Here is a 21,015-nt window from a genome sequence, read left to right as displayed (position 1 = left end):
CAGTATTCAAGTTCCTCGTCTGACATATTTTTATAGTCGTCTTTTTGGCTATTTTCAATTTTAATGGTATTTAATTTTGATAATACATATTTGATATATTTAGAATTATTGCTTTTTTAGGATTTGTTTCTGCGATTTCGTTTAACCACTTGTCTATATTGTTGAGGTTCTTATCAATTATCAACTGAAAAGCATTTCTTATCTCTTTGGTTGTTTTGTTTGGTGTACCTTTTTTACGTCCTCCAAACTTTTTTCCTGTTGTGTTTGCCATAACTATTTTAATCTATTTTAGTTTGTTAAAATGTGTAATCAATAACTCTATAATTAAAAGGTTAATTATTACACAAAACCATCTTTTGTTACTTGGTTAATTATTACACACTTTTTAAGTAAATCTTCTTTGATTTGTTGGTGCAAATTTTTTGAGTGTTTTGCAATAAGTTCTTTAAGTCGTTTTTTGTGTCTATGTCTGTGAATAGCCTTTAAATCGTCAATCCAATAATTAATATTTGAATAGTTTTTTGATAGTTCTTTTTCATTTTTAGTTAATTGTTTTTTTGATATTGATTTGTCAAAGTAAATGACCTCATCAAATCGTTTTAAAATAATGGAGCATACCTCTAATATGGTTTTACTATTAATATCTTGTAAAGTGTAAATGCCTATTTTTTTTAATTCACACATCTTGAAATATTTTATCTCAAATCGTAATACATTATTTGGCATTTTAAATTGATAGGATTTATTATAAATCTTGATTTTATATTTTTGGTGTATTGCTTCAAAGTACGTTCGGTTATACTGACTTTCAAAAGGCTTCCCTATGTGAAACAACAAACCTGTTAAGAATTTGTTAGGGTTGAAATTAACATCTGAATTAATTCCGAACTCTATGCTTCTAATTAGCATTTGTTGAAGTTTGCAACCAAACAATTTTTCTAAGTGTTTAAATACTTCGTTTACATTTTTTAGTGTAAATAAATTACCATTATATCCTGTGTAATTGTGCATTTTAAAATTTGGTGCTATACATTGATTTAGGGAGTTCCAAAATTTATGAATACTGCCTTTAAAAAGTACAGTTCCATTTTCATAAATTATTACTTTACAGAAATGATAATCTGCCACTTCTTTAGTTTTGTATTCTCCTGTATGTCTTGATTCTTTCCTAAAAAAAGTAAGTTTAGGATTGGAGTATAGATGCTCAATTTTAGGAGATTTAACCAGTATTTTAATAAAATCAATCAATGCGAATGTGTATATTTGCATTAGGTAATGCCTTGCCGTATTACCTAAACATTTGAACAATTAAAGAGGGTTTTTGCGAACCCTCTTTTTATTTTAGTAATGGTTTGATAAAATGCTTTGTAGTTTCTGAATACTACTTGGGTAATAGTTCCGATATAAGTAAATAATCAATTGACTACCTCCACGATTGAATTTAAACACCAGTAAATGAGTTGGAATATTTCTATTGTTATGCTTGGTAGGTATATCGCCATAATACAATAACGGTTTGTCGGTTACTTTTAAACCAGTAATGTCTTTGCTCCATTTCTTTTTCTCACGGATTTTAAGCCAATAAGACACGTTTTGAGAATTGTTATACCTTCTGTCTTTGCTTATGTTTACGTCTGTGGTTAAAAGATTAGGTTCTGTTATCACTTTTTCACTTTTGTAGTGCCTAACTTCCTTAAATGATTTAGATACGTTAAAAACGTATTTAATTGGGTTTTGCCTTGCCATTGCTTTACTGATTTAGTTTAACAATTGCTTCTTCTACCTCTTTACGCTTGTAGTAAATTCTTGTGCCACCAATACCGTAACTTGTAAGTATTCCGTTTTTAGTCCAGTTGTAAACTGTTGAAAGGTTTATTTTTAGTAAATCCGCAACCTCTGAACGTGTTAAATATTCTGTTGGTGTTTTGGGTTGAAATGATTTTTTAAGTTCGTTTAAATGAACTTTTACACCGTCAATTATTGCAGTTTGTAATTGCTCTGGTGTTAGTTCAATAAGTTGTACAGATTTCATAATTACGAGTTTTAAATTTCTCGCAATTACTATCTATTTTTCTATCACTAAACTGTCTGCACGGTGCAGTTTTAGTGCAGGTTGTTTAAGTTGCTGTATTTTGATTGAAAAGATTGAGTTGTTTTTATGTTTTTTTCCTTACAATAATTGAATACCTTTTTTATCATTCCTTTTGAACGATAAAAGTTTTTTTGTCCGTTGTCTGTTAAAGTGTCGTTGATGTATTGCCTAACACCTGTATCAATTTTTAAAACTTCATCCTCAAGGTATTCAGCAAGTTTTTTTACGCTTTCAAATTCTAATTCCTTGTAATAAAAATTAAATCCTAATTTAGAGTTATTACTTTTTTTTGAAATAAACCCTTGAGCAAATAAAGAACCTATTTCGCAATATTTAGGAAAACCTTTCTTTAAAATAATGTTTTTGGTATTTGTATCTTCTTTAATCTCAAAAATATCTACAAACAAAACATCTATTTCATTTTTGGTTTCTTGTATTTTAGAGTAGTCGATATTTGACTCATTCAATGACCTTTGTAGTTTGGCTAAAATTGATAGTTTTTCTCGTTTTTTTATAATGTATTGCCATTGTTCATTTTCAATCCTATTTTTTGCTTGAAAAATAGAATAACCACCTTTTTCGTCTGAATGAAACCCAGTAATATGACCGTCAATGTATCTGTTATTTGTAATCAAAAGGCGTTCAGTTGGGTTTCCATTTTCGTCAATTAATCTTGGGTGTTCTGCTATTAATTTTTCCCTTTCTAAACCTCTTTTTTTAAACGGTTCTATTAAATCGTCAATAATATTATGTCTCGTTTTAGGGCTTAAAATATCATATCTATTTTCCCATTTTACACTGTGCTTTTCTGCTAAATTCATTTGAATAATAGTTTATGATACTTTCTTGTTTTTTAATATGGTTGGTTTAAACTTCTTTTGTGATTTTTCGGCTTGTTTAATATAGTAGTCTGCTATCTGTTGAGCGTGGTCTATACTTGTTTTACCGATGTAGTTTAAAAAGGTTTTTTCGGTTGCGTGTCCTGTGATGCTCATAATTAATGGCGTTGGCATTTCGCCATAATTATTAGTAGCAAATGTTCGTCTTAAATCGTGTGATGTTATTAATTCCCACTTTTCATATTCGCCTAAAACCTTGCGTTTAATTTTATTATCGTGTTTGTAACCTTTAGTAATAGTGTTTATTTCAGCAATTTTGCAAACATCTTTTAAGTGCTTGTTGAATTTTTGAATACTTATTTTATAGGGAAAGTCGTCATTTAAAAGGATTTCCATTTTTGTCGAAAATGGAATAAAAACCTTTTTGTTTCCTTTCTTTTGGGTTAACTCTATGAGTTTTAAACCTCTTTTGTGCGTTATGTTGCTGTTGTCAAGGTCGAGCAAATCATTACCTCTTTGACCTACCAACGAACCTAATAACAACCATTTTTTAGCATTAATCAATGCTTCACGTTTAAATTCGGTTTGTTCTATTTGTTCAAGTTCAGTTTCCGTTAAATAAATGATGTAATCGTTTTGGGTTTTTATTCCTGTAACCTTTAGTAATTGCGGACTGGTTTCAACACCATTTACTTGAGCATCTAAACAAACGGTTTTAATATCTGAAATTTTCTTTTGGGTATTGCCGTTTGCGTATTTAAGACCTTGCATAAATTCCGTAAAATCATTCACGAATTTTAAATTAATGTCCTTTACTTTTAGTTTAACCTTTTTTGCTTTTTGATACGTTTCTAAAGTGCTTTTCAGTCCATTAAATCCATTGACACGGCTTTTAGATAGTCCAATACCGCCTTTTCCATTTTTTCGAGTTGGTGCAGTGTCTATGATTTTTTGTAAACTATCTAACAAATAATCACTTTGTTTTCCGATTTCTTGAACTCGGTTAAAATATAAGTCAATACGATAACTTAACCAGTCGCCATCAATTTCTTCGCCTTTGCTATTTACATCGTTGAGGTTTTGAAGTATGTTATTTGATAGGTCTTTTAGTTTTGTAGTAAGGTTTTTGTTTGTAGGATTGTTTTGCTTTGGTAGTCCAGTTGCAGAACTCCAATCTTTTGAGTTAATTGATAAGCCTATTTTTCGTTTTAGATAAAAACCTCTTCGGATTGAGAGCCTTAAATAAATTTGTGCATTATCAGATTTACTTTGAATAGATAATTTAATTGATGCCATATTTTAAACATTTTGAACACTTCAAAAATAGTCAAAATAATAGTTTAGACAACATTTAGACATCAATTTTGCAACACTATTAAATATTATACAATTTTTTTGTAACTGAATTTACGCCTTTAAATAAAGGTATTGTGTTGTTTTTATTGAGGTTTTGTAATGTTTAAAGGAAAATTTAAAAGTGTCTAAATTGTAAGTTTCCGTTCCCATTTTGAATCAAAGTAAACTGCATAACCTGCATAAAGCAATAAGTCATCTTGGTCGGTATAAACAAAGTAAGGCTGTCCAGCCATATAAGGAAATAACAACTTTTTCCCAAAATCATTCAATGCTTGGGTTCTTCCAAACTCAAACCATTTGTATTTTGTGTTTTTTCCTTTATCTCTATTCAATAGTTGAGCCTTGTTTCCTTCTAAATATTTATATGCGTTTGGGAAATTAGCCTTAAAGTAGTCTTCCTCAAAAGCAATTTTCTTATTTGGTTTATAGTCAAAAAGATTGGCTTGAGCATTCATTTGGTAGTACGGGAAAATTATTTGTTCTTTCAATGTGGGAATTTCCGATTCAGTTTTAAGTCTGTTTGGTTTTATAATATCTCTACAAATTCCTTTTTCTATTTTGTGCAATTTTCCATTCTGATGATAGAAATAATTTTCATCTTCATTGATTGGTTTAAATATGAAAATATCATTACTTAAAGTCGCTAAACCATTTCTTATTGGGAATTTATCGCCTAATGGAATCCCAATATTTTCAATTTTATTAATATTTTCTAAAACGTCAGGTTTATTTAAAATCCAACCTTTTTTGGTGTTTAATAGATTGTAATTGATATGAGTAAAATCTACAATTTTTTTATTCAAAAAATCCTTAGCTGTTGTTTTTTGATATTTAACCTCTTTGGATTTTCGCTTTTCGATAAATACAATACAGGTATAAGTTGACTTGTTTGCAAATACTTGTGAACTGCCAAAATCTAGAATTTTCAAATCAAATAGATTCGTTTTAAAGTATTCTCTAAGATTTCTAGCATTTACACTTCTCTTGAAAGTGCTAACGGTTATATACCCAAGAATTCCATTTGGTTTTAGATATTTAAGACCTATTTCAAAAAATGGAATATATAAATCAGGATTACCAGTTTTTGTAACTTCCCAATTTGATAAAAGTGATTTAGTTTCTTCGCTTAAATTTTTAGCTCTTACATAAGGAGGATTGCCAATAACTATATCGAAACCTTTGAATTGATTTATTTGATTATTCCAATCGAAATTTAAGGCATTACCAACTAACAAATTAAATTCAAATTCCTTTTCATCTTCTCCGTTTGAGATTGCTAAAAGGGATAATAAAATTTTTGCTCTTGTAATTGTATAATCAGAGATGTCAAGACCATAAATATTTTGTTTAAAAACATCAAAGTAACTTCTGTTAGTTTTTCCCTTTATTTCTTGGGCTACAGTATATAAAAAAGCTCCCGTTCCGCAAGCAATGTCTGACACTTTAATAGTTGGTAAATCTGAATCTTCTATTTTTAATGGCGTCTCTTGAACTATGTAATCTTTTATATAATTTGGTGTGTAAACAGCTCCATTTACAGAAATATCTTTTGAAGGAATACTCGTTTCGAATAAGTGAATAACATCTTCAAAATCGAATTTCCCATTTTTTAACTCTATTAGTTTGATAAATGTATTAATGGTTTTTACATCATTACCTTCAATGCAAGAAATGATTAATTTATTGTTATTTACCTTTATTTTGTTGAATTGAAGGTATGCACCAACAATAAGCTTATTGACAATTAATAAATCATCAGAAAGTTCATTTAGAAAGTTAGATATGTCTTTACTAATCATAATCTATCAAGTATTTCTAGGCGGTTAATATTTCTCCCTCTTTCGTTGAAAAAGGAAATTTGGTCAGCAGTTAAATCATAAAGTTGATAAACTTTGCTATCAAGATTTGTCCAACACTCACTTAGACTAGCTTTCAATATTGTCTTTTGGCGAGGAGAAGAGTGCTTGTATTGCTCTTGTGTTTGCTGAATAGTTTGTGCTAAAACTGAAATCTCAGTTACTAATTCGACATTCGAATTGAAATTTTCCTTTGGAAAAGGTAATGGTTCTATAAATTATGGCTAAGTTCTAATTAACATATTAAATAGTTGTTGTTTATATTCATACCATACGCTATTTGAAGCAATAGCAGTAACAACGGTCATTTTGCTAGTGGAATTCTTAATTTTTTCAAGAACCAAGAACCAGTTCAAGTAATTTTGAAGGTACTTTGTTGCAACACCATTGAAAGACTCCATAAATTTTCTCAATCGCATATCCATATTATTAACATTTTGTACGTGGTACACTTTATCTATAGTTCGCTGTCCTTTTGAGGCGTTAAACTTTTTATGATTAAGTGTATTTGCTTTTGCAAAAGCACCATAACTTCTATGACTATCACTACAGATGACCTCTACTTTGTTGAGCTTTCCTTTGAGTACTTTATCTAAGTCCTTTTTACTTATACGACCTCTGGTTGCTACTTTAAAGTCTTTGTTTCCAGATCTATCGCAAGTAGCAATTACGGCTACTTTTTCATTGCTTATGCCCGCTTTGCTTGCTTTCTCACCGCGTTGTCTTGGTTTTCTATCTAAATGACGATTTCCTTTTTCTGAATAAGCGAAGAACAAATCGTCACTCTCAACAATACCTTGAAATTCTTCTACTGAAACACTAGAAAATGAGGTGAGTAATTTGTGTCGCCAATCAAAAGAGGTTTGAATGGATATCCCTGTTTCTTTGGCACTTTTCCTAATACTATAGCCAGACAATAGGCAGTATAGATACTTGCTTAATTTGTCTTTCTTCTTTATACCATACCAAAACTTGCCTGTAGTCTCACTAAAGTTCTTCTTACAATCATTACAAAAATAACGCTGAACACCTTTGAGTTTACCATTGGCTCGAATACGTTTCTTTGTACAATGTGGACAGGTAATAGCTTTATCCTGTTTATCATCTTTAACAGCACTCCCTTGCAAAGACAGTGATAGTAAAGACGACACAATCTCTTGCTGAGTAGCTGTAGAACTGTTTGTGAAATAATCTCTAAAATCTGATGGAATCATATAATCTGTTTTTATCAAAGATAATACATATATTTATTAGAACTTAGCTATTTTTTTTAATTATAGCTAACGGTTTTAGTATATGAAAAGTAGCAGAGTAAAAATGCTGTTACTTTCAATCTAACAATAAAGATAGCAGAAAAGCACAAATTTTAAAACTTGCACTTAACTGCTATTTTTTATATACCGTGTTATGCCACGTTATTCAGATTTGTCTTCTTTTAATCTTTTCACATATGGAAATAGAAAATAAAGACTTAAAATTATAAAAATAATAGGTAATTTTAATTCACCGAAAATTTTCTTACCTATTTTTATGGCCTCCCAATCGACATAACTTAAAGTTATACCTCCTGAAATAGAAGTGATTAAAATTAAAATTAATAATGTTAATTTTGAAGGTTTCCACATAATATCAAAAATTTATTCTAAACAATTATCCGCAAAAGAATTTGAAGCTGCATAAACCAAAACCATAGCTAGAGCACAAGCAGCAATTGTTACACATGATAAAGTACCTGCAATTGCAGACGCTAAAGCAATAGAAGCAGCTGCACATTTTAACCAAGATTTAGCTTGTGCTGATTCATTATTATCATATAAGTCTGGGTATTTAAACTCCATACTTTTTACCATATTAATAAAAAGATTTTTTTTAGCAAATTCTTCATTTGACAAATTCACAGCCAAAATATTACTTTCGTAATTCTCAACAGCAATGTCAAACCCTTTAGACTCCATATCTTCAATAAATTCATTAGTAATTATAACATCTTCTTGAGTTAACCAACTATTGTTTTTAGCGATAGTCAATATATCAGTCGGATTCATCTCAATTGATAATTGTAAAGCATCATTTGGAATTTCAATATTAGTACCCAATTGAGCATTTACTTCATCAAGTACAATTTGATTAGTACTCTCTTTCGATTTTGAAAATCTACTTTTTACATTTTTAACAATATCATCAAAATAAGAACTACTCTTGAAATTATTAAAAGAAGAATAGTCAAATTTATTTTGAATTTGTTCTGGGGCATCGTATTGTTCACAAGAAACAAATAATATCAATGAAGCCATAAATATAGATAAGTATGGTATTCTTAAAAACTTTAAAATATTCATAATATTTAGTTTTAGGGGAAAAATCTTTTTCAATTTTTTAAGACTTTTCCAAGTTAATAATTTTTTCTACTCTTTCGATTTTCGATAACTCGGTTTACTTTTTCTTTTATTTCGGTTTCAACTTTCACATTTTCCGATTTTGGAGGGTCAGTCCGCTCTTGACCGTTATGTTTGTTTAATGTCTCGTCCTAAAATAGGGCTACAGTTAATTATTAAAATTTATGCTACATTTTTGTGCACGTAATTAGGTGTTTTATAATCTAAAGATAAATGTAATCTTTTATTATTATATAATTTGATTGCATTTTTTGTTGCTTTTTTGGCGTGATTGATATTTGTAAATGTTTGGTCGAGGAAGAATTCATCTTTTAAAATTCCGTTAACTCTTTCGGCCATTGCGTTTTCGTAGCAATGATTTTCTTGGGTCATACTGATTTGTATCTTTTTTCTTTTCAAAATTTGAGTATAAACATTGCTACAATATTGTATTCCTCTATCAGAATGATGTATGATTTCTTCGGTATTTTTAGTTTGATAAATAGCTTTATTTAAAGCTCTAACACAGCCTTTAAGTTCTAAACTATCACTAATATCATAGCCTACTATTTTTCTTGAATACATATCAGTAATAAGTGCTAAATAACAAAATCCATTTATAGTTCTTATATAGGTAATATCCGAAGCCCAAACTTGGTTAGGTCTATTAATGATCAGGTCTTTTATGATATTTTTATATTTATAAAAACGATGGTAAGAGTTGGTTGTTTTAGAAGAATATTTTTTCCTTCTAATTAACAAATTATTTTCTTTTAAGATTCTAAATAACTGGTCTCTACCTATATTTATATTCTGTTTCCTAAAATCATTATGTAAGGATTTCATTAGCTTTCTAGTACCTTCTCTGGGTAATGTTTTCCTGCTTTTTTTAACAAGCATTATTACATTTTGTTCTATTTGTTTTTTAAGAACAAACCTTTTTTGATATTTGTAATAAGCATCTCTTTTTAACTCGAAAGCATTACAAATAGTAGCGATGGCGTACCTTCTTTTTTTTCTATTAATCGGTGCTATTTTCATTAAGGCTTTATGTTTAAGTTTTTTTTTAATTCTTCAACATTTTTATAGCCAAGATTTTCAGCAGCTACTTCAAGATAACTATCATTCACAAGTTTATCTAGATCCTTTTTAATAAGAAGATCTTTGAGTTGTTTTAGCTCTTTTTGAAGGGCTTTAATACGGGATAATTCGTCGTCTGTTTGCACGGTTACACGGGTGTTCATTAAATCTTTACGGTCATATTTTTTAATCCATACGTTTATCGTACTAGATTGTATGCCGTAAGTTAAGGCAATTTGTCTTTTGGAATGGTTTCCTTTGGTAAGTTCTGCTAATACTTTGAGTTTAAAACTCTCACTATAACGTCTTACATATCCATCATTTTTATACATATACTTGTTGTTTTTTGTATACATATTTCAGGACGGGTCACTAAAGTTAGTAAATAAAACACAGATTTAAAGTCTGCGATAACTTTCGTAAATTGGCTAAAACCAGCAATTAATTTTATACGTTGTTAGCCACAGGGCTTTTTCGTTCAGATTGACTTTCAAATTATTCAGTTTGTCTTTTTATTTCAATGTAACAAGCTCTTTTGCAATTTTTGGCTTTAGCTTTGGCTGGTGCGAATTGCAAATGTGTATGGCTTTATGTGTTGGCTATTCAACATAATCAACATTGCTATATAATATTTTATCAAGCTCTTTAGATATTGAAAATTTGATTTCTTTTATTTTCTTAAGCTTTTGTGCAATTTCATTCTGAATATCAATGTCTATTTCTCCTGCTTTATTTACAGGTACTTTAAATGTTAGTTTAGAAACTTTCTCTTTACTTGCAGTTTTACTCCATTTGAAACCTTGGCTCAATAATGTTTCTTCAACAGCATATCTGGCATATTCAAGATTTATATTAGAAATGTGTTCGTTTTTCAAAATGAGCGGTCTATGGTGGTCATTTGTTGTAAACTTATGATTATGAAGAAAAACATATCCAACAGAACCTTCTCGATTCCAACCTAAACAATTCTCAAAATATTTAACATTCGTTAAATTATCTGAAATATAACCAATGGGAATTTCTTTGATTTTACCACCATAAACAGGGATATTTCCTTTGTGTTTATTAATAAACGTCTTTGTCAAACCTTTAATGGGTGGGAGTTCAAATATATTGGATATTAGAACGTCTTTATATTGAAATTGGTCAAACTGAATTATCAAATCATTTAATTGAGATTTATAGTTCTCTATTATTGATTTTATCTCCTCCGTGAAGAGAATCTTATCTACAATTTCATCTTGAGCTTCAATATCAAAATTGCCATTTTCATTAACAGGCATTTTAATTTCTACATTTTCAATCATTGAGGGATAAACTTTTGTAAATTCATCTTCTCCTTTTTCTCCCTTTCGTCCTTTTGCAAGACCTCTCAATGTTGGTTCTAATACGTTTTTTATGTAGGTAATATTGATATTTTCTTTTATTGGTTTTAAAAGTCCCCTATCTGCATTAATAGAGAATTTACCATTAATAACCATAATATAACCTGCAAAACCATTTGTAGCCCAAGTCAAATATTCTCCATCATAGTCAGACGAGTTAATATAAGTTAGAGGAGCGTTGTTAGAAGCAGAATAAACAGGGGAATTGCCTTTGTTTTGATTTCCATATTTTTTAGTGTATTTCGATTTTCCTCTTTCTATAGAAAATAAGTCTTTAATCTTAAAGTTTAAATAGGTTAGTTCAGACTTTTTTTTTTCTGAAAGCTCTTTTATTTCTTCTTGGAAGCCGCTTATTGAAACTGCAATATCTTCAACCAAGGAAGAAAATTCTAAAAGACCTACTTTTTCCTTTTTCTCACTTAATCCAATTTCAATTTTTTCCTCTTCCGACCACCATTTGTCAATTATCCAACTTTTCTCAATGCTCTCCCCAAAGGTTTTAAAAGGAAATATTTTACACCTTTTATCTGTGTTTATTTTAGCAAAATTCTCCTTATTGCCTTTGAAAAATGAATAAAGTGTAACTGCTTCAGATAAATCATTGTTTTCTATGTCAAAACGGTAAACATCCCTACTTTCTCCGATTTCACTTACCAAGTATGAGAATACAGGTGATTTTTGCTTTTCTTTCTTGTCAGCTTTTTTGGTGAGAGCTAAAATATATGTCTTCTTATTAGTGGTGAAAAAAGTGTTAAGTGGTAGTGAAATAATACCATCAATGAAACACTCATCAACTATAAATTGCCTTAGGTTTTTGTCATTTTGACGATTAAAAATACCATCAGGAACGACAATAAATGCTTTACCATTTGGTATTAAGGCTTTAATAATCCATTCCATAAATAACCCTTCAACTCCCATTGCGTTAACTTTAAAATAGTTAACTAAATCGCCATTTTTTTTGACTTCTTCTTTTAGGTTACTGCTGCCACTTGTTACATAAGGAGGATTCGTCAAGATAAGGTCATATTCATTTTCAACCGCATCTGAAAGTGTTCCTAAAATAGAGTTGGTTTTTAAGACGAAACTTTCATTGAACAAGTCTGCAAAATCATTAGTGATATTTGGATTTTCTTTTAATAGGTCAGAAAAATAAATAAGCATATTAGCTTTTGCTAATATTATGGTTTTTTGTTCGTCCTTATCAAATCCTTTATCATATCCGTGAATTGTGACTTTAGGTTTGAGGTTCCCATTTTTTACTTCGTAAAACTGGTCAAGTTTTGTGAAAATTGGTTCAAGCAAGAATTTTCCAACTCCGCAAGCTGGGTCACATATTTTTGAACCAACTTTAATATCATCTTTTGCCATTTCTGTAATGGCTCTAATTACTTTTAGTGGAGTGAAAAATTGACCCCAATTCTTTTTGCTTATACTTTCTTTAAGGAAACTTTCAAATAGTTGGCTCTTGAAATCTTTATCAATGTATTCAAGCTTTCCGTAAGTTTTGAATTTACCTAAAACCTTTTTGAATACAGTGCTATAACCTTTTACTGCTTTCTGGTCTTTACTTACAAATATTGTCCCGTTAATAATAGTTGTTCCGTCCATCCCTGGAGGAAAAAGGTTTTTAATTTGAGGTCTAATTGTTTGTGCATAATAACCTAAAGCCTCTTCATCTGGATTGTCAATTTGATAATCATATCTTTCCTGTAAATGGTCAAAGTTTATTCCTTGACCGAGAATTCCTAAATCACTTAAATATTTAAAAATAAAAAGCTCGACAAAAGTGTAAAGGCAATTTTCAGGCGTTGCACCACTGACAGACCAAATGTCTTGCCAAATTTGCTTTGCTAAATCTGTTGGATTGACTAATTTTTTTGGCTTTATTTGGTCATTAATTTCATTGATTGACGAAATTATTTTCTCAATTAAATCTGGAAGTTTTTCGTCTTTTGGATTAAAGTTGTATTTCAACTCCTTCCCATCTTCATCTTTTATTCGTTTACCTGTTTTTACATTTACCCAAACAGATTCTTTTGTGTCTGTGGCAATGATAATATTTGAGCCGATTTTTTTAGCAACTTCAATCTCTTGCTTGATTGCTTTGTTCTTTTCAGCTTTAGTCTTAAACTCAGAAGGCTTCTTGTATTCAACAACAACAATTACATTCTTTTGCTGAACAATTAGAGCGTCAACTTTTTTTCTTTCTTCTTTTCCGTAGTTTACATTACGAATAATTCCGTATTCTTTAAGAGCTTTTACAGAAGTTGCTCCAATATTGTAAAAGTCCCATTTCCCAATTTTTTCGGGATTTTTTTGAAGGTCTCTTTGTAATAATTCTTCACTCATAATTTTGGTTATATTTTAAGAGTACCTTGTTTAACATTATTGTTTAGATAATATTTAGTTTTTGATTCTGCAAGCTCATATATCGTTCTCGACTCTTCAACTTTATATTTTACAGATTCTTTGGCGAATTGGTCGCTTAAATACTGCTTCTTCATAATTTCAGTATCAATATCAAGTGCCTTTGCAAGAAGTATCAATTTTTCTTCGTCCAAGTGTTTTTTGTCGTTTTCGACCTTGCTCATACTTCCGCTGTCAAGTTTGACTTTTGCAGCTAATTCTGTTTGGTTTAGCCCCTTTTCAGTTCTAAGCCTTCTTATATAACTACCGAAACTTTCCATTTTTACCTTGCTCATTTTGACTTGGCGATTTTTGCAAATCTATCAAATTAATATGAGAATAACGAATTTTTGAGAGGGAAAAGGCAAGCTCTTTTAGTTTTTTCAGCGTTGGATTTCGTGTCGGCAAAAACTAAATGTGCTTGACTGTGCGTTGGCTTTTTTAGCTTGCAGGTAACGGTCTAGTATAAGAATAGTAGCGGATTACACACACTAACTTTTCGGTTAAACACAGACCTTTTTTATATTTACTTACTTTCGTTTTAGCGATTAAACCGCTATTATTTTTATACATTGTTAGGCACTGGCATTTCTTTCTCGGTAAGCAAAATCTCTTTTAGTTTGCTCTTTATTTTTTCGGTTCGATATTCGTCAAACTCCTTAATTACACTCCAATTCAGTTCAAAATTTGGTTCTATATAATTCCTTTCCTTATATGCCTTAATTTGTTCTATGTTGCTAGAAAAATGTTCATTCAACCACTTTTCAGGATCTTTTGCTTTTTTTGCTAAATTTTCTTCTCCTTGCAGTAGTTGAAGATTGTAGAGAAAATTAGCTTCTGTTAGATAATCTTCTTCTAAATCTGTGTTCTTTTGTTTGAATTTTGATTTCGGGTATATATGGTCAATATGAAAAGTTGAATTCTTATAATCTAGATTTGGATATAAAATTTGTAAAATCGGAAGAATTGCAGGATTCCCATATTGAAAATCCATCATTCTGTCAATATCGTCACTTGATATTTTTAAAGGTTGTACTTTGCTTGTAGTTAGATTTTTATTAACTATTTCAAAATTTTCAGCTGTTCTAATGATTTTGGCGACAACCTCTAATTTACCATCTAAAGAAGTGGTAAAATAACTGGTAATTTGTGCGTTTCGCACAAATTTCAGTAATTCTGTTTTGTCTTCTTGTGTTATGGTTTTCTTTTTAAAAATGTAATAAGCAACAGCTGATAAAATATAAGCAGACGAGAGTTGGTTTGTATAACCAAACTCTTTTAGAAGTTTTGTTGCTTTAAAAATCGTTTCGGTTATTTCTTCCCAATTATCCTCAATTTTGTTGATATTACTTTTGCTGAAGTTTTTTAGTTGAAAGATATGGTTGCTTTCCGTCAAGAGTAAACAAGTTTTTAGTACTTGGTCTCTGCCCATTACACCAAAACCTTGTTCTTTTATTGAATCAACAAACTTGTTCATTAAATCACGAATATCGGTTGAGAAATTCGCAGTCAAAATTGACATTAAAAGGTCTGAATATGATAATTGTGTTCCACCGCTATTTACACGAATAAAGATTTTTAAAACCTTGTCAAGGTTTTTTTCTGTTTCCTCAAAATATGAAATCAAGCTTTTTGTACAAAAAGCGTCTTTTAATTTTTCTAATATTTCTGCTTCGTTGTCAGAAAGGTTGTTTTCTCTAGCGTAACTTACGATACTTCCTAATTGAAGAATTTCGCCAACCTTAAACCAATAGTTGTTTTCGTCAATTTTTGGAACAGTATTTTTTCGTAAAAAATCAAAATCAAAGTTATCATCTGGATTTTCTTCGTTTGGTTTGTATCTTAAATTTAAGAAGAGTTGTTTTTCCTCAAATGCGTTAGGATTATCCCACCAAGCTTTAGGTTTTTTTAGAGTTCTCGTCCCTTTAAGTCCTATATAAAGTGAAGTTAACCTTTGTTGTCCGTCAAGTACGATAGATAAATCGTCTGAATTTATTTGCTCAATATTGACCTTTTCATTGTGTGTTTTTCGTTCATCATAGTTTTCAATGAACTTGTACAGCTGGAAGTTCAGTTTTTCCGAATCTTCTTTAGCGTCTTTATTGGTTTCAATATCGTCTTTCTTGAGTTTCCAAAACAGAAACGAACCAATTGGGTAACCTCGTAAAATGGAATCAAAAAGTTGTTCAATTTTCTTTTCTTTGGCTTTTCTTAACCAAACGTATTCCCTCTGAATATCTGGAAGAAAGTAGCTTTGATTTAAGTCCTCAATGACATTTTTTATTGATACATCTCTGAATTGTCCCATATTTTGTTCAAATGTTTGTTGGTTTGGTTTTGCTTGTGCCTAACGATCTGTGTATGGGGTGTTGCTGACCGAAGGGAGGCTATGACCTATACACCTTGTTAGCTACTGTAGCCCGATTAGCATTGCCGTTTCTTTTTACTATTTATTTTCTTTTTCCCTATTCCCAAGCGAGGGGAGAAGAGGTTTTTATTTGATTTTTTAATTCTTTTTATCTGTGCGTTGGCTTTGTTCTTTGCCACCGCAGGAACGAGGATGGTAATGTGCAAATAGCGTTGGCAGAATTTCTTTATTTTTCAAATATACATATATTTGCATATACTTACATATACTTGAAGGATGGATGTGGAAAATTATACAACTCAACAAGTCGCCCAAAAAGCTGGCGTACATAAGGACACAATATTAAGGTGGCTAAGAGAGGGCAAAATCCAAGAACCAGATAGAAATAGAAATGGATGGAGAGTATTTAACGATTCTCAGGTTTCCGATATTTTGAATTTCGCAAATGGTTCTCAAGGCTCTATTAATTTGGTAAATGAACCTGCAGAAGTGTATGAAAAAACAAATCCAGCAAGTCTCAAAATAGCTCAACTTCATAAAGTGGATTGGGATTTTAATAATGCTAATAGTAGCTATCTCACACATTCTATTCATCCATATCCTGCAAAATTCATCCCGCAGATTCCAAAAACTCTAATTAGAGAACTAGCTTCTACTGGAGACACTATTCTCGACCCGTTTTGTGGAAGTGGTACAACTTTGGTTGAATCTCTGCGGTTAGAATGTAACGCGATTGGGATTGACTCAAATCCATTAGCTTGTTTGATGAGTAGGGCTAAGACGCACGTTATTGATGAAGAAGAGGTTGAGATCTTAGTTAATCTGGCGAAAGACACAGAGGGATTAAGTGAGAATTTCTCAACAGGAACGCTCACTTTATTTGGTGAAACACTTTATAATTACGTAGAAAAACACAAATTTAAGGGAGTTGAGGACTGGTTTGATCAACATGTTATAGAAGAATTATCCTATATAAAAGAGGTGTGTTTGAGGATTGAAAATTTAAGAGTTAGAGATTTAGCCTTGACCGCTTTTTCATCAATTATAGTTATCGTATCTCGACAAGATTCAGATACGAGATATGTTCGAAGAGAAAAAAACACGAAGCCTGGAGATACATTCAAACAATTTGTCAGGGCACTAAGGCATACGATTAAAAAATCTTTGGAGTTCAGTGAAGAAGTTATAACTCCATATAAAGCACAAGTCCTCCAGTCTAGCATATTACTACCTCCAGAAATTCCTCCAGTAGATTTAGTTGTATGCTCCCCTCCTTATCCAAATGCGTATAGTTATCATTTATATCACAGAACTAGAATGATGTGGCTTGGTATGGATCAACCTACATTTAAACAAGATGAAATAGGAAGTCATAGAAAGTATAGTCGGAAAGGTAAAAATGCTGCTACGGCAGATACTTTCAGAGGAGAGCTTTATACAATATTATCTTGGTTGACACATATGATCCGTAATAATGGCTATGCTTGTTTTGTTATAGGAGATTCCACTTTGAAAGGAGAAAGGATCAAAAATGATGAGTTACTTATTGAAGTTGCAAAGGGCTTAGGTTATAAAGTTGAAGCAAACATAAACCGCACCCTTCAAAGTACTCGCAAATCATTTAATCCTAAAATTGGAAAGATAAGAGAAGAGCATATTGTAATATTAAAGAATAGACTTAATTAAATACTAATGGAAAATTTATATCAAATAAATTGTGTAATTAAGTCATATATTCAGCCTTTTGAGAGAGTTCTTGCATTTAAAGAATTAGAAGCATTGGCAGGAAGTAATCCACTGCCAATAAAAGGAAATGAACTAGATAGCCTTAATTTTTCAGTCCAATCAAAGTTTTCTCAAAAAGAACTTGCTAATCGCTTAGCATACTGGGAAAGAGTATATAATGGTAATGAATTAGAGCATATTGTTACAAAACAAGTCAGGGTAGAAGCTACGACCACCTTGCTGAAGAAAGATAAATACCCTTTAGATTTTCAAGATTTATTACCATTTAATGGAAATGTCCCTAAGATAAACAGAAGAAATCTTCGATATGGTCCGCATGGAATTCATGAATATCGAGGAAAATTTTTCCCTCAGTTAGTGAGATCATTACTCAATATCTCCGGAGCATCAGAATCATCTAAGGTGATGGATCCAATGTGCGGTAGTGGTACTACTTTAGTTGAATCAATGTTAATGGGGTGTCAGACTTTTGGACTTGACTTAAATCCGCTATCAGTTTTTATTTCACAAACTAAATGTGATGTTCTAAATGTTAATCCCGAATTGTTAGAAGAACAGTATAAAACATTAAGACAACAAATCTCAAATCAAGGTCTTAGTAAGAACAATAAATTAAAATGGTTTTTACGCTTATCTATAGAAGACCAAGAGTATTTAAAGAATTGGTTTTCCGAAGATGTTTTAGTTGAGTTAGACAGTATTGTTGCACGAATTGAGCAGGTAAAAGAAGTTGTCTGTAAAAACTTGTTCAAGGTAGCTTTGAGTAATATTATAAGAAACATATCATGGCAAAAAGATGATGACTTAAGAGTTCGTAAACATATACCTGAAAATTCAGAAATAAATGTCTCAAAGTTGTTTTTAGATGAGTTGGATCGATCAGTTAATTCAATTTTGGTTCTACTATATGAAAATCAAGGTCTTAATACTGGTAAAAATCAATTGTTTGAAGGTGATAGCCGTAAATCAGCACAAATTTTCAAAAATCAGGTCGGTAAGATTGATGCCATAATAACTTCACCACCATACGCTACTGCACTCCCTTATCTTGATACAGATAGGTTAAGTTTATATTATTTAAACTTTCTTTCTAGGTCAGGACATAGGGAAAGGGATTATGATATGATTGGAAACAGAGAGATAACTAAAACAAACAGAGAAGCGTATTGGACGTATTATTTGAAGCATAAGAGTTTTCTGACACAAGAAATAGTAGATTTGATTGATTTAATTTACAATCTAAATCAAAAAAACAAAGTTGGTTTCAGGCGCGAAAATCTACCGCCATTGCTTTCCAAATATTTTTTTGATATGAAGAGAATCTTTGAGTCATATAAACTATTGTTACGACAAGGGGGAATGGCTTTTGTTGTTGTCGGAAATAATCATACAAATTCTGGAGATACGAGAATTGAAATTGAAACGGACAATTTATTGGCTAAACTTGGTGAAAGTTGTGGGCTGATTTTGGAGGAAAAACTATCTATGGATATGTTAGTTTCTCGAGATATTTTTAAGAAAAATGCTGGGAAAGCAGAGTCTATTCTTTTCTTTAGGAAAGCTTAGTTGTAGTATCCCCAAGTTTTTTTAGAATTTCTAGTACTGTTTGAACAAAGAGCTAAATATTGATCATATGAAGTTGTCCCTCTAGGAATTATTTCGACATAATAAGAAAATTCGTCAGAGCCATCAACTCTTTCAATTCTTAGAATATCACCGATATTTCCAGCGTTCCTAAGTACTTCACTTCTTAGTCTAAAATCATGCTTAACAGGCCAAGTCATCATATTTACAATAGCTGTTTCTCCGCCTATACGCATCTTTACTCCTAATCGGTCAAATTTTCCTGGCCTTTTTTTGTCCTCTGTAAAACTTTCTTTCCACCTCCAAAAGTCTGGCGCAAAATCTCGTGCTGATAACGGAATGAATATTTCTGGCGACCTTCGGCTTGTACCTTTTGTTGTTTGACCTGTTCCAACATCTGTTTTTTGCAAAGTCATTACAAATCCAGTAGAAGACAAATCAGATGTAGGAATTTCTGATTTGAGTTCTATAGCTTTAGTCGCTTTACTGACTGAAATTCTCGGGGCAGATCTTTTAACTTGAGATTTTGAAAAAAGTGCTTCTTTCTGAATGGAATCTGTCGATGGCTCGGATTTGGTTGAACTTTGTTTTCCATTGGTCAAAAACACTTCAGGAAGAATGTTACCATTCTCTGTCAAGACTTTTAAAAAACTAGAGTCAAGTTGCTTACTGTTTTCAGATTTTGGGTCACACCAAATATCAAAGTACGATTTAATTTCAGCAAGCAATTCATCATCAGCTTTATTACCAATATTGAGCCAGTAAACAGCGGAAGATTCATCATTTGTATAAAGACCACCTTCGGTAAGGTTTTGAGAGCCTATTACTAATATAGCCTTTTCATCATTTTCAAACAGGTAGATTTTAGGATGAAATGTTACAAACTTATCTTCACAGTGATTAATCCAAACTTCCCCTTTTGTGCAACAATCCAATAAGCCTTCCAGACCTTCTACACTCGTCCCAGAATGATCAATGCCTACAACTATTCGAACTTGATTTCCATCATTTTCTAAAAATTGTTTGACTTCTCCCTGAATATGACGAACTCCAGATCGCTTGGCAAAAGCAACACAAGATTGAAACACTTTAAATTCACCATGCTTTCCTGAAAGAATGTCCTTAAGAAAAGCACCTAAAGTGATTGCACCGTATGGTTGAACAAGAATTCTCATAAGATTTACATTGTGGAAACGAAAAGATCTCTTATATCAACTTTTAGGAATAAGGCTATCTGATAAAACACTTCAACCGAAGGCTGGACATCATTAGTGCACCATCTCGAAACGGTAGATTCTGTTTTTTCGAGATGCTTTGAAAGTTCCTTTGATGACACGTTCTTTTCAGCCAAAACCGCTTTTATCCGATTGTAATTTATTTTATCCATTGTGCAATTAAATTGCTGTTTGGTGTAAATATACAAAGCTTAAAACTCTTAGTTTTCCCTGTTAATTGTAGTTTCATGTAAATTTCTTGCTGTTAAATCGAATTTAAATTTTACAAAACAATAATTTATTGTATTTTCGTAAAAATTAATTATTGTCATAAAGCAATTATTATGAGCAGAAGATATACCAAAGCTGATTTAGAAAAAATCGTTTCCGTTCAACTGGAAAACCTCAATGCCATACATGACCTATTAAGTATCATGAAGTATCAAAATGAATTATTGAATAGTGCCAACAAGAAATTGAAAGATGAAATCACAGATTTTAAGCAGAAATTGTACCCAACTCGAAAACGAAATTCAAATTCTTAAATCTGAGGGTTGGAAGGCAAGCTCTTTGTGAATGTCCCGAAGGGCAGGCGCAATGTGCTTGTCAGTGTGTTGGCAAAATCAAATAAAAACCTCTTGTGCGGTGGGGAAATTACCACTAACCTTTCTTAGGGCTATTGTAGCTAACGGTCTCGGCTATGCGTAGTTT

Annotated in this window: 19 protein-coding genes; 3 read left to right on the top strand and 16 right to left on the bottom strand. The window is 31.2% G+C overall.

Annotated elements, in window-relative coordinates:
* Positions 1-70: 70 nt before the first annotated feature.
* The 14 genes from GKR88_10075 to GKR88_10010 all read right to left on the bottom strand — a co-directional run bounded on the left by GKR88_10075 (position 71) and on the right by GKR88_10010 (position 15,700).
* Positions 71-271: a hypothetical protein gene (locus GKR88_10075; GenBank protein ID QMU64599.1), complete on the bottom strand. Its 201-nt coding sequence runs from the start codon at positions 269-271 to the stop codon at positions 71-73.
* Between the two features lie 68 nt (positions 272-339).
* Positions 340-1,269, bottom strand: coding sequence for a hypothetical protein (locus GKR88_10070; protein QMU64598.1), 930 nt, complete (start codon positions 1,267-1,269; stop codon positions 340-342).
* A gap of 72 nt (positions 1,270-1,341) precedes the next feature.
* The gene (locus GKR88_10065; GenBank protein QMU64597.1) at positions 1,342-1,746 is read right to left on the bottom strand and encodes a hypothetical protein; all 405 of its coding nucleotides are present in this window, start codon (positions 1,744-1,746) and stop codon (positions 1,342-1,344) included.
* Positions 1,747-1,750: 4 nt separating this feature from the next.
* Entirely contained in the window at positions 1,751-2,032 is a 282-nt protein-coding gene (locus GKR88_10060; protein ID QMU64596.1) for a helix-turn-helix domain-containing protein, read from the bottom strand.
* 71 nt (positions 2,033-2,103) lie between these two features.
* Positions 2,104-2,913 carry a hypothetical protein gene (locus tag GKR88_10055; protein QMU64595.1) on the bottom strand — a complete coding sequence of 270 codons (810 nt, stop codon included), beginning with the start codon at positions 2,911-2,913 and terminating at the stop codon, positions 2,104-2,106.
* A 12-nt stretch (positions 2,914-2,925) separates the two neighbouring features.
* Positions 2,926-4,227 carry a tyrosine-type recombinase/integrase gene (locus GKR88_10050; protein ID QMU64594.1) on the bottom strand — a complete coding sequence of 434 codons (1,302 nt, stop codon included), beginning with the start codon at positions 4,225-4,227 and terminating at the stop codon, positions 2,926-2,928.
* A 185-nt stretch (positions 4,228-4,412) separates the two neighbouring features.
* Positions 4,413-6,086 (bottom strand): N-6 DNA methylase, encoded by a 1,674-nt coding sequence (locus GKR88_10045; GenBank protein QMU64593.1) that lies wholly within the window; start codon positions 6,084-6,086, stop codon positions 4,413-4,415.
* A gap of 281 nt (positions 6,087-6,367) precedes the next feature.
* Positions 6,368-7,357, bottom strand: a complete 990-nt coding sequence (locus tag GKR88_10040; protein ID QMU64592.1) for an IS1595 family transposase — start codon at positions 7,355-7,357, stop codon at positions 6,368-6,370.
* A gap of 423 nt (positions 7,358-7,780) precedes the next feature.
* Complete coding sequence (locus GKR88_10035; GenBank protein ID QMU64591.1) at positions 7,781-8,482, bottom strand: hypothetical protein; 702 nt, start codon at positions 8,480-8,482, stop codon at positions 7,781-7,783.
* A gap of 219 nt (positions 8,483-8,701) precedes the next feature.
* Positions 8,702-9,559, bottom strand: a complete 858-nt coding sequence (locus GKR88_10030) for an IS3 family transposase (protein ID QMU64590.1) — start codon at positions 9,557-9,559, stop codon at positions 8,702-8,704.
* Positions 9,559-9,930, bottom strand: a complete 372-nt coding sequence (locus GKR88_10025) for a transposase (GenBank protein ID QMU64589.1) — start codon at positions 9,928-9,930, stop codon at positions 9,559-9,561. The genes GKR88_10030 and GKR88_10025 overlap by 1 nt, the downstream gene beginning before the upstream one ends.
* Before the next feature lie 267 nt (positions 9,931-10,197).
* Positions 10,198-13,335 (bottom strand): N-6 DNA methylase, encoded by a 3,138-nt coding sequence (locus GKR88_10020; protein QMU64588.1) that lies wholly within the window; start codon positions 13,333-13,335, stop codon positions 10,198-10,200.
* A gap of 8 nt (positions 13,336-13,343) precedes the next feature.
* Entirely contained in the window at positions 13,344-13,688 is a 345-nt protein-coding gene (locus GKR88_10015; GenBank protein QMU64587.1) for a helix-turn-helix domain-containing protein, read from the bottom strand.
* A gap of 269 nt (positions 13,689-13,957) precedes the next feature.
* Positions 13,958-15,700, bottom strand: a complete 1,743-nt coding sequence (locus tag GKR88_10010; protein ID QMU64586.1) for a DUF262 domain-containing protein — start codon at positions 15,698-15,700, stop codon at positions 13,958-13,960.
* 336 nt (positions 15,701-16,036) lie between these two features.
* Between GKR88_10010 and GKR88_10005 the strand changes: the two genes are divergently transcribed.
* Both GKR88_10005 and GKR88_10000 read left to right on the top strand, forming a co-directional pair.
* Positions 16,037-17,446 carry a MerR family DNA-binding transcriptional regulator gene (locus tag GKR88_10005; GenBank protein QMU64585.1) on the top strand — a complete coding sequence of 470 codons (1,410 nt, stop codon included), beginning with the start codon at positions 16,037-16,039 and terminating at the stop codon, positions 17,444-17,446.
* Between the two features lie 6 nt (positions 17,447-17,452).
* Positions 17,453-19,072, top strand: coding sequence for a hypothetical protein (locus tag GKR88_10000; protein ID QMU64584.1), 1,620 nt, complete (start codon positions 17,453-17,455; stop codon positions 19,070-19,072).
* Here GKR88_10000 and GKR88_09995 read toward each other — a convergent pair.
* Both GKR88_09995 and GKR88_09990 read right to left on the bottom strand, forming a co-directional pair.
* Positions 19,069-20,265 carry a hypothetical protein gene (locus GKR88_09995; protein QMU64583.1) on the bottom strand — a complete coding sequence of 399 codons (1,197 nt, stop codon included), beginning with the start codon at positions 20,263-20,265 and terminating at the stop codon, positions 19,069-19,071. The two genes, GKR88_10000 and GKR88_09995, sit on opposite strands and share 4 nt — an antisense overlap.
* Positions 20,266-20,270: 5 nt before the next feature.
* Entirely contained in the window at positions 20,271-20,477 is a 207-nt protein-coding gene (locus tag GKR88_09990) for a helix-turn-helix domain-containing protein (GenBank protein ID QMU64582.1), read from the bottom strand.
* Positions 20,478-20,648: 171 nt separating this feature from the next.
* Between GKR88_09990 and GKR88_09985 the strand changes: the two genes are divergently transcribed.
* Positions 20,649-20,849 (top strand): hypothetical protein, encoded by a 201-nt coding sequence (locus tag GKR88_09985; protein QMU64581.1) that lies wholly within the window; start codon positions 20,649-20,651, stop codon positions 20,847-20,849.
* Positions 20,850-21,015 lie beyond the last annotated feature (166 nt).

The organism is Flavobacteriaceae bacterium, from assembly GCA_014075215.1.
Taxonomy (GTDB): Bacteria; Bacteroidota; Bacteroidia; order Flavobacteriales; family Flavobacteriaceae; genus Polaribacter.
Note: the sequence above shows the minus strand (reverse complement) of the source record. Positions and strands in the feature narration are given on the sequence as shown.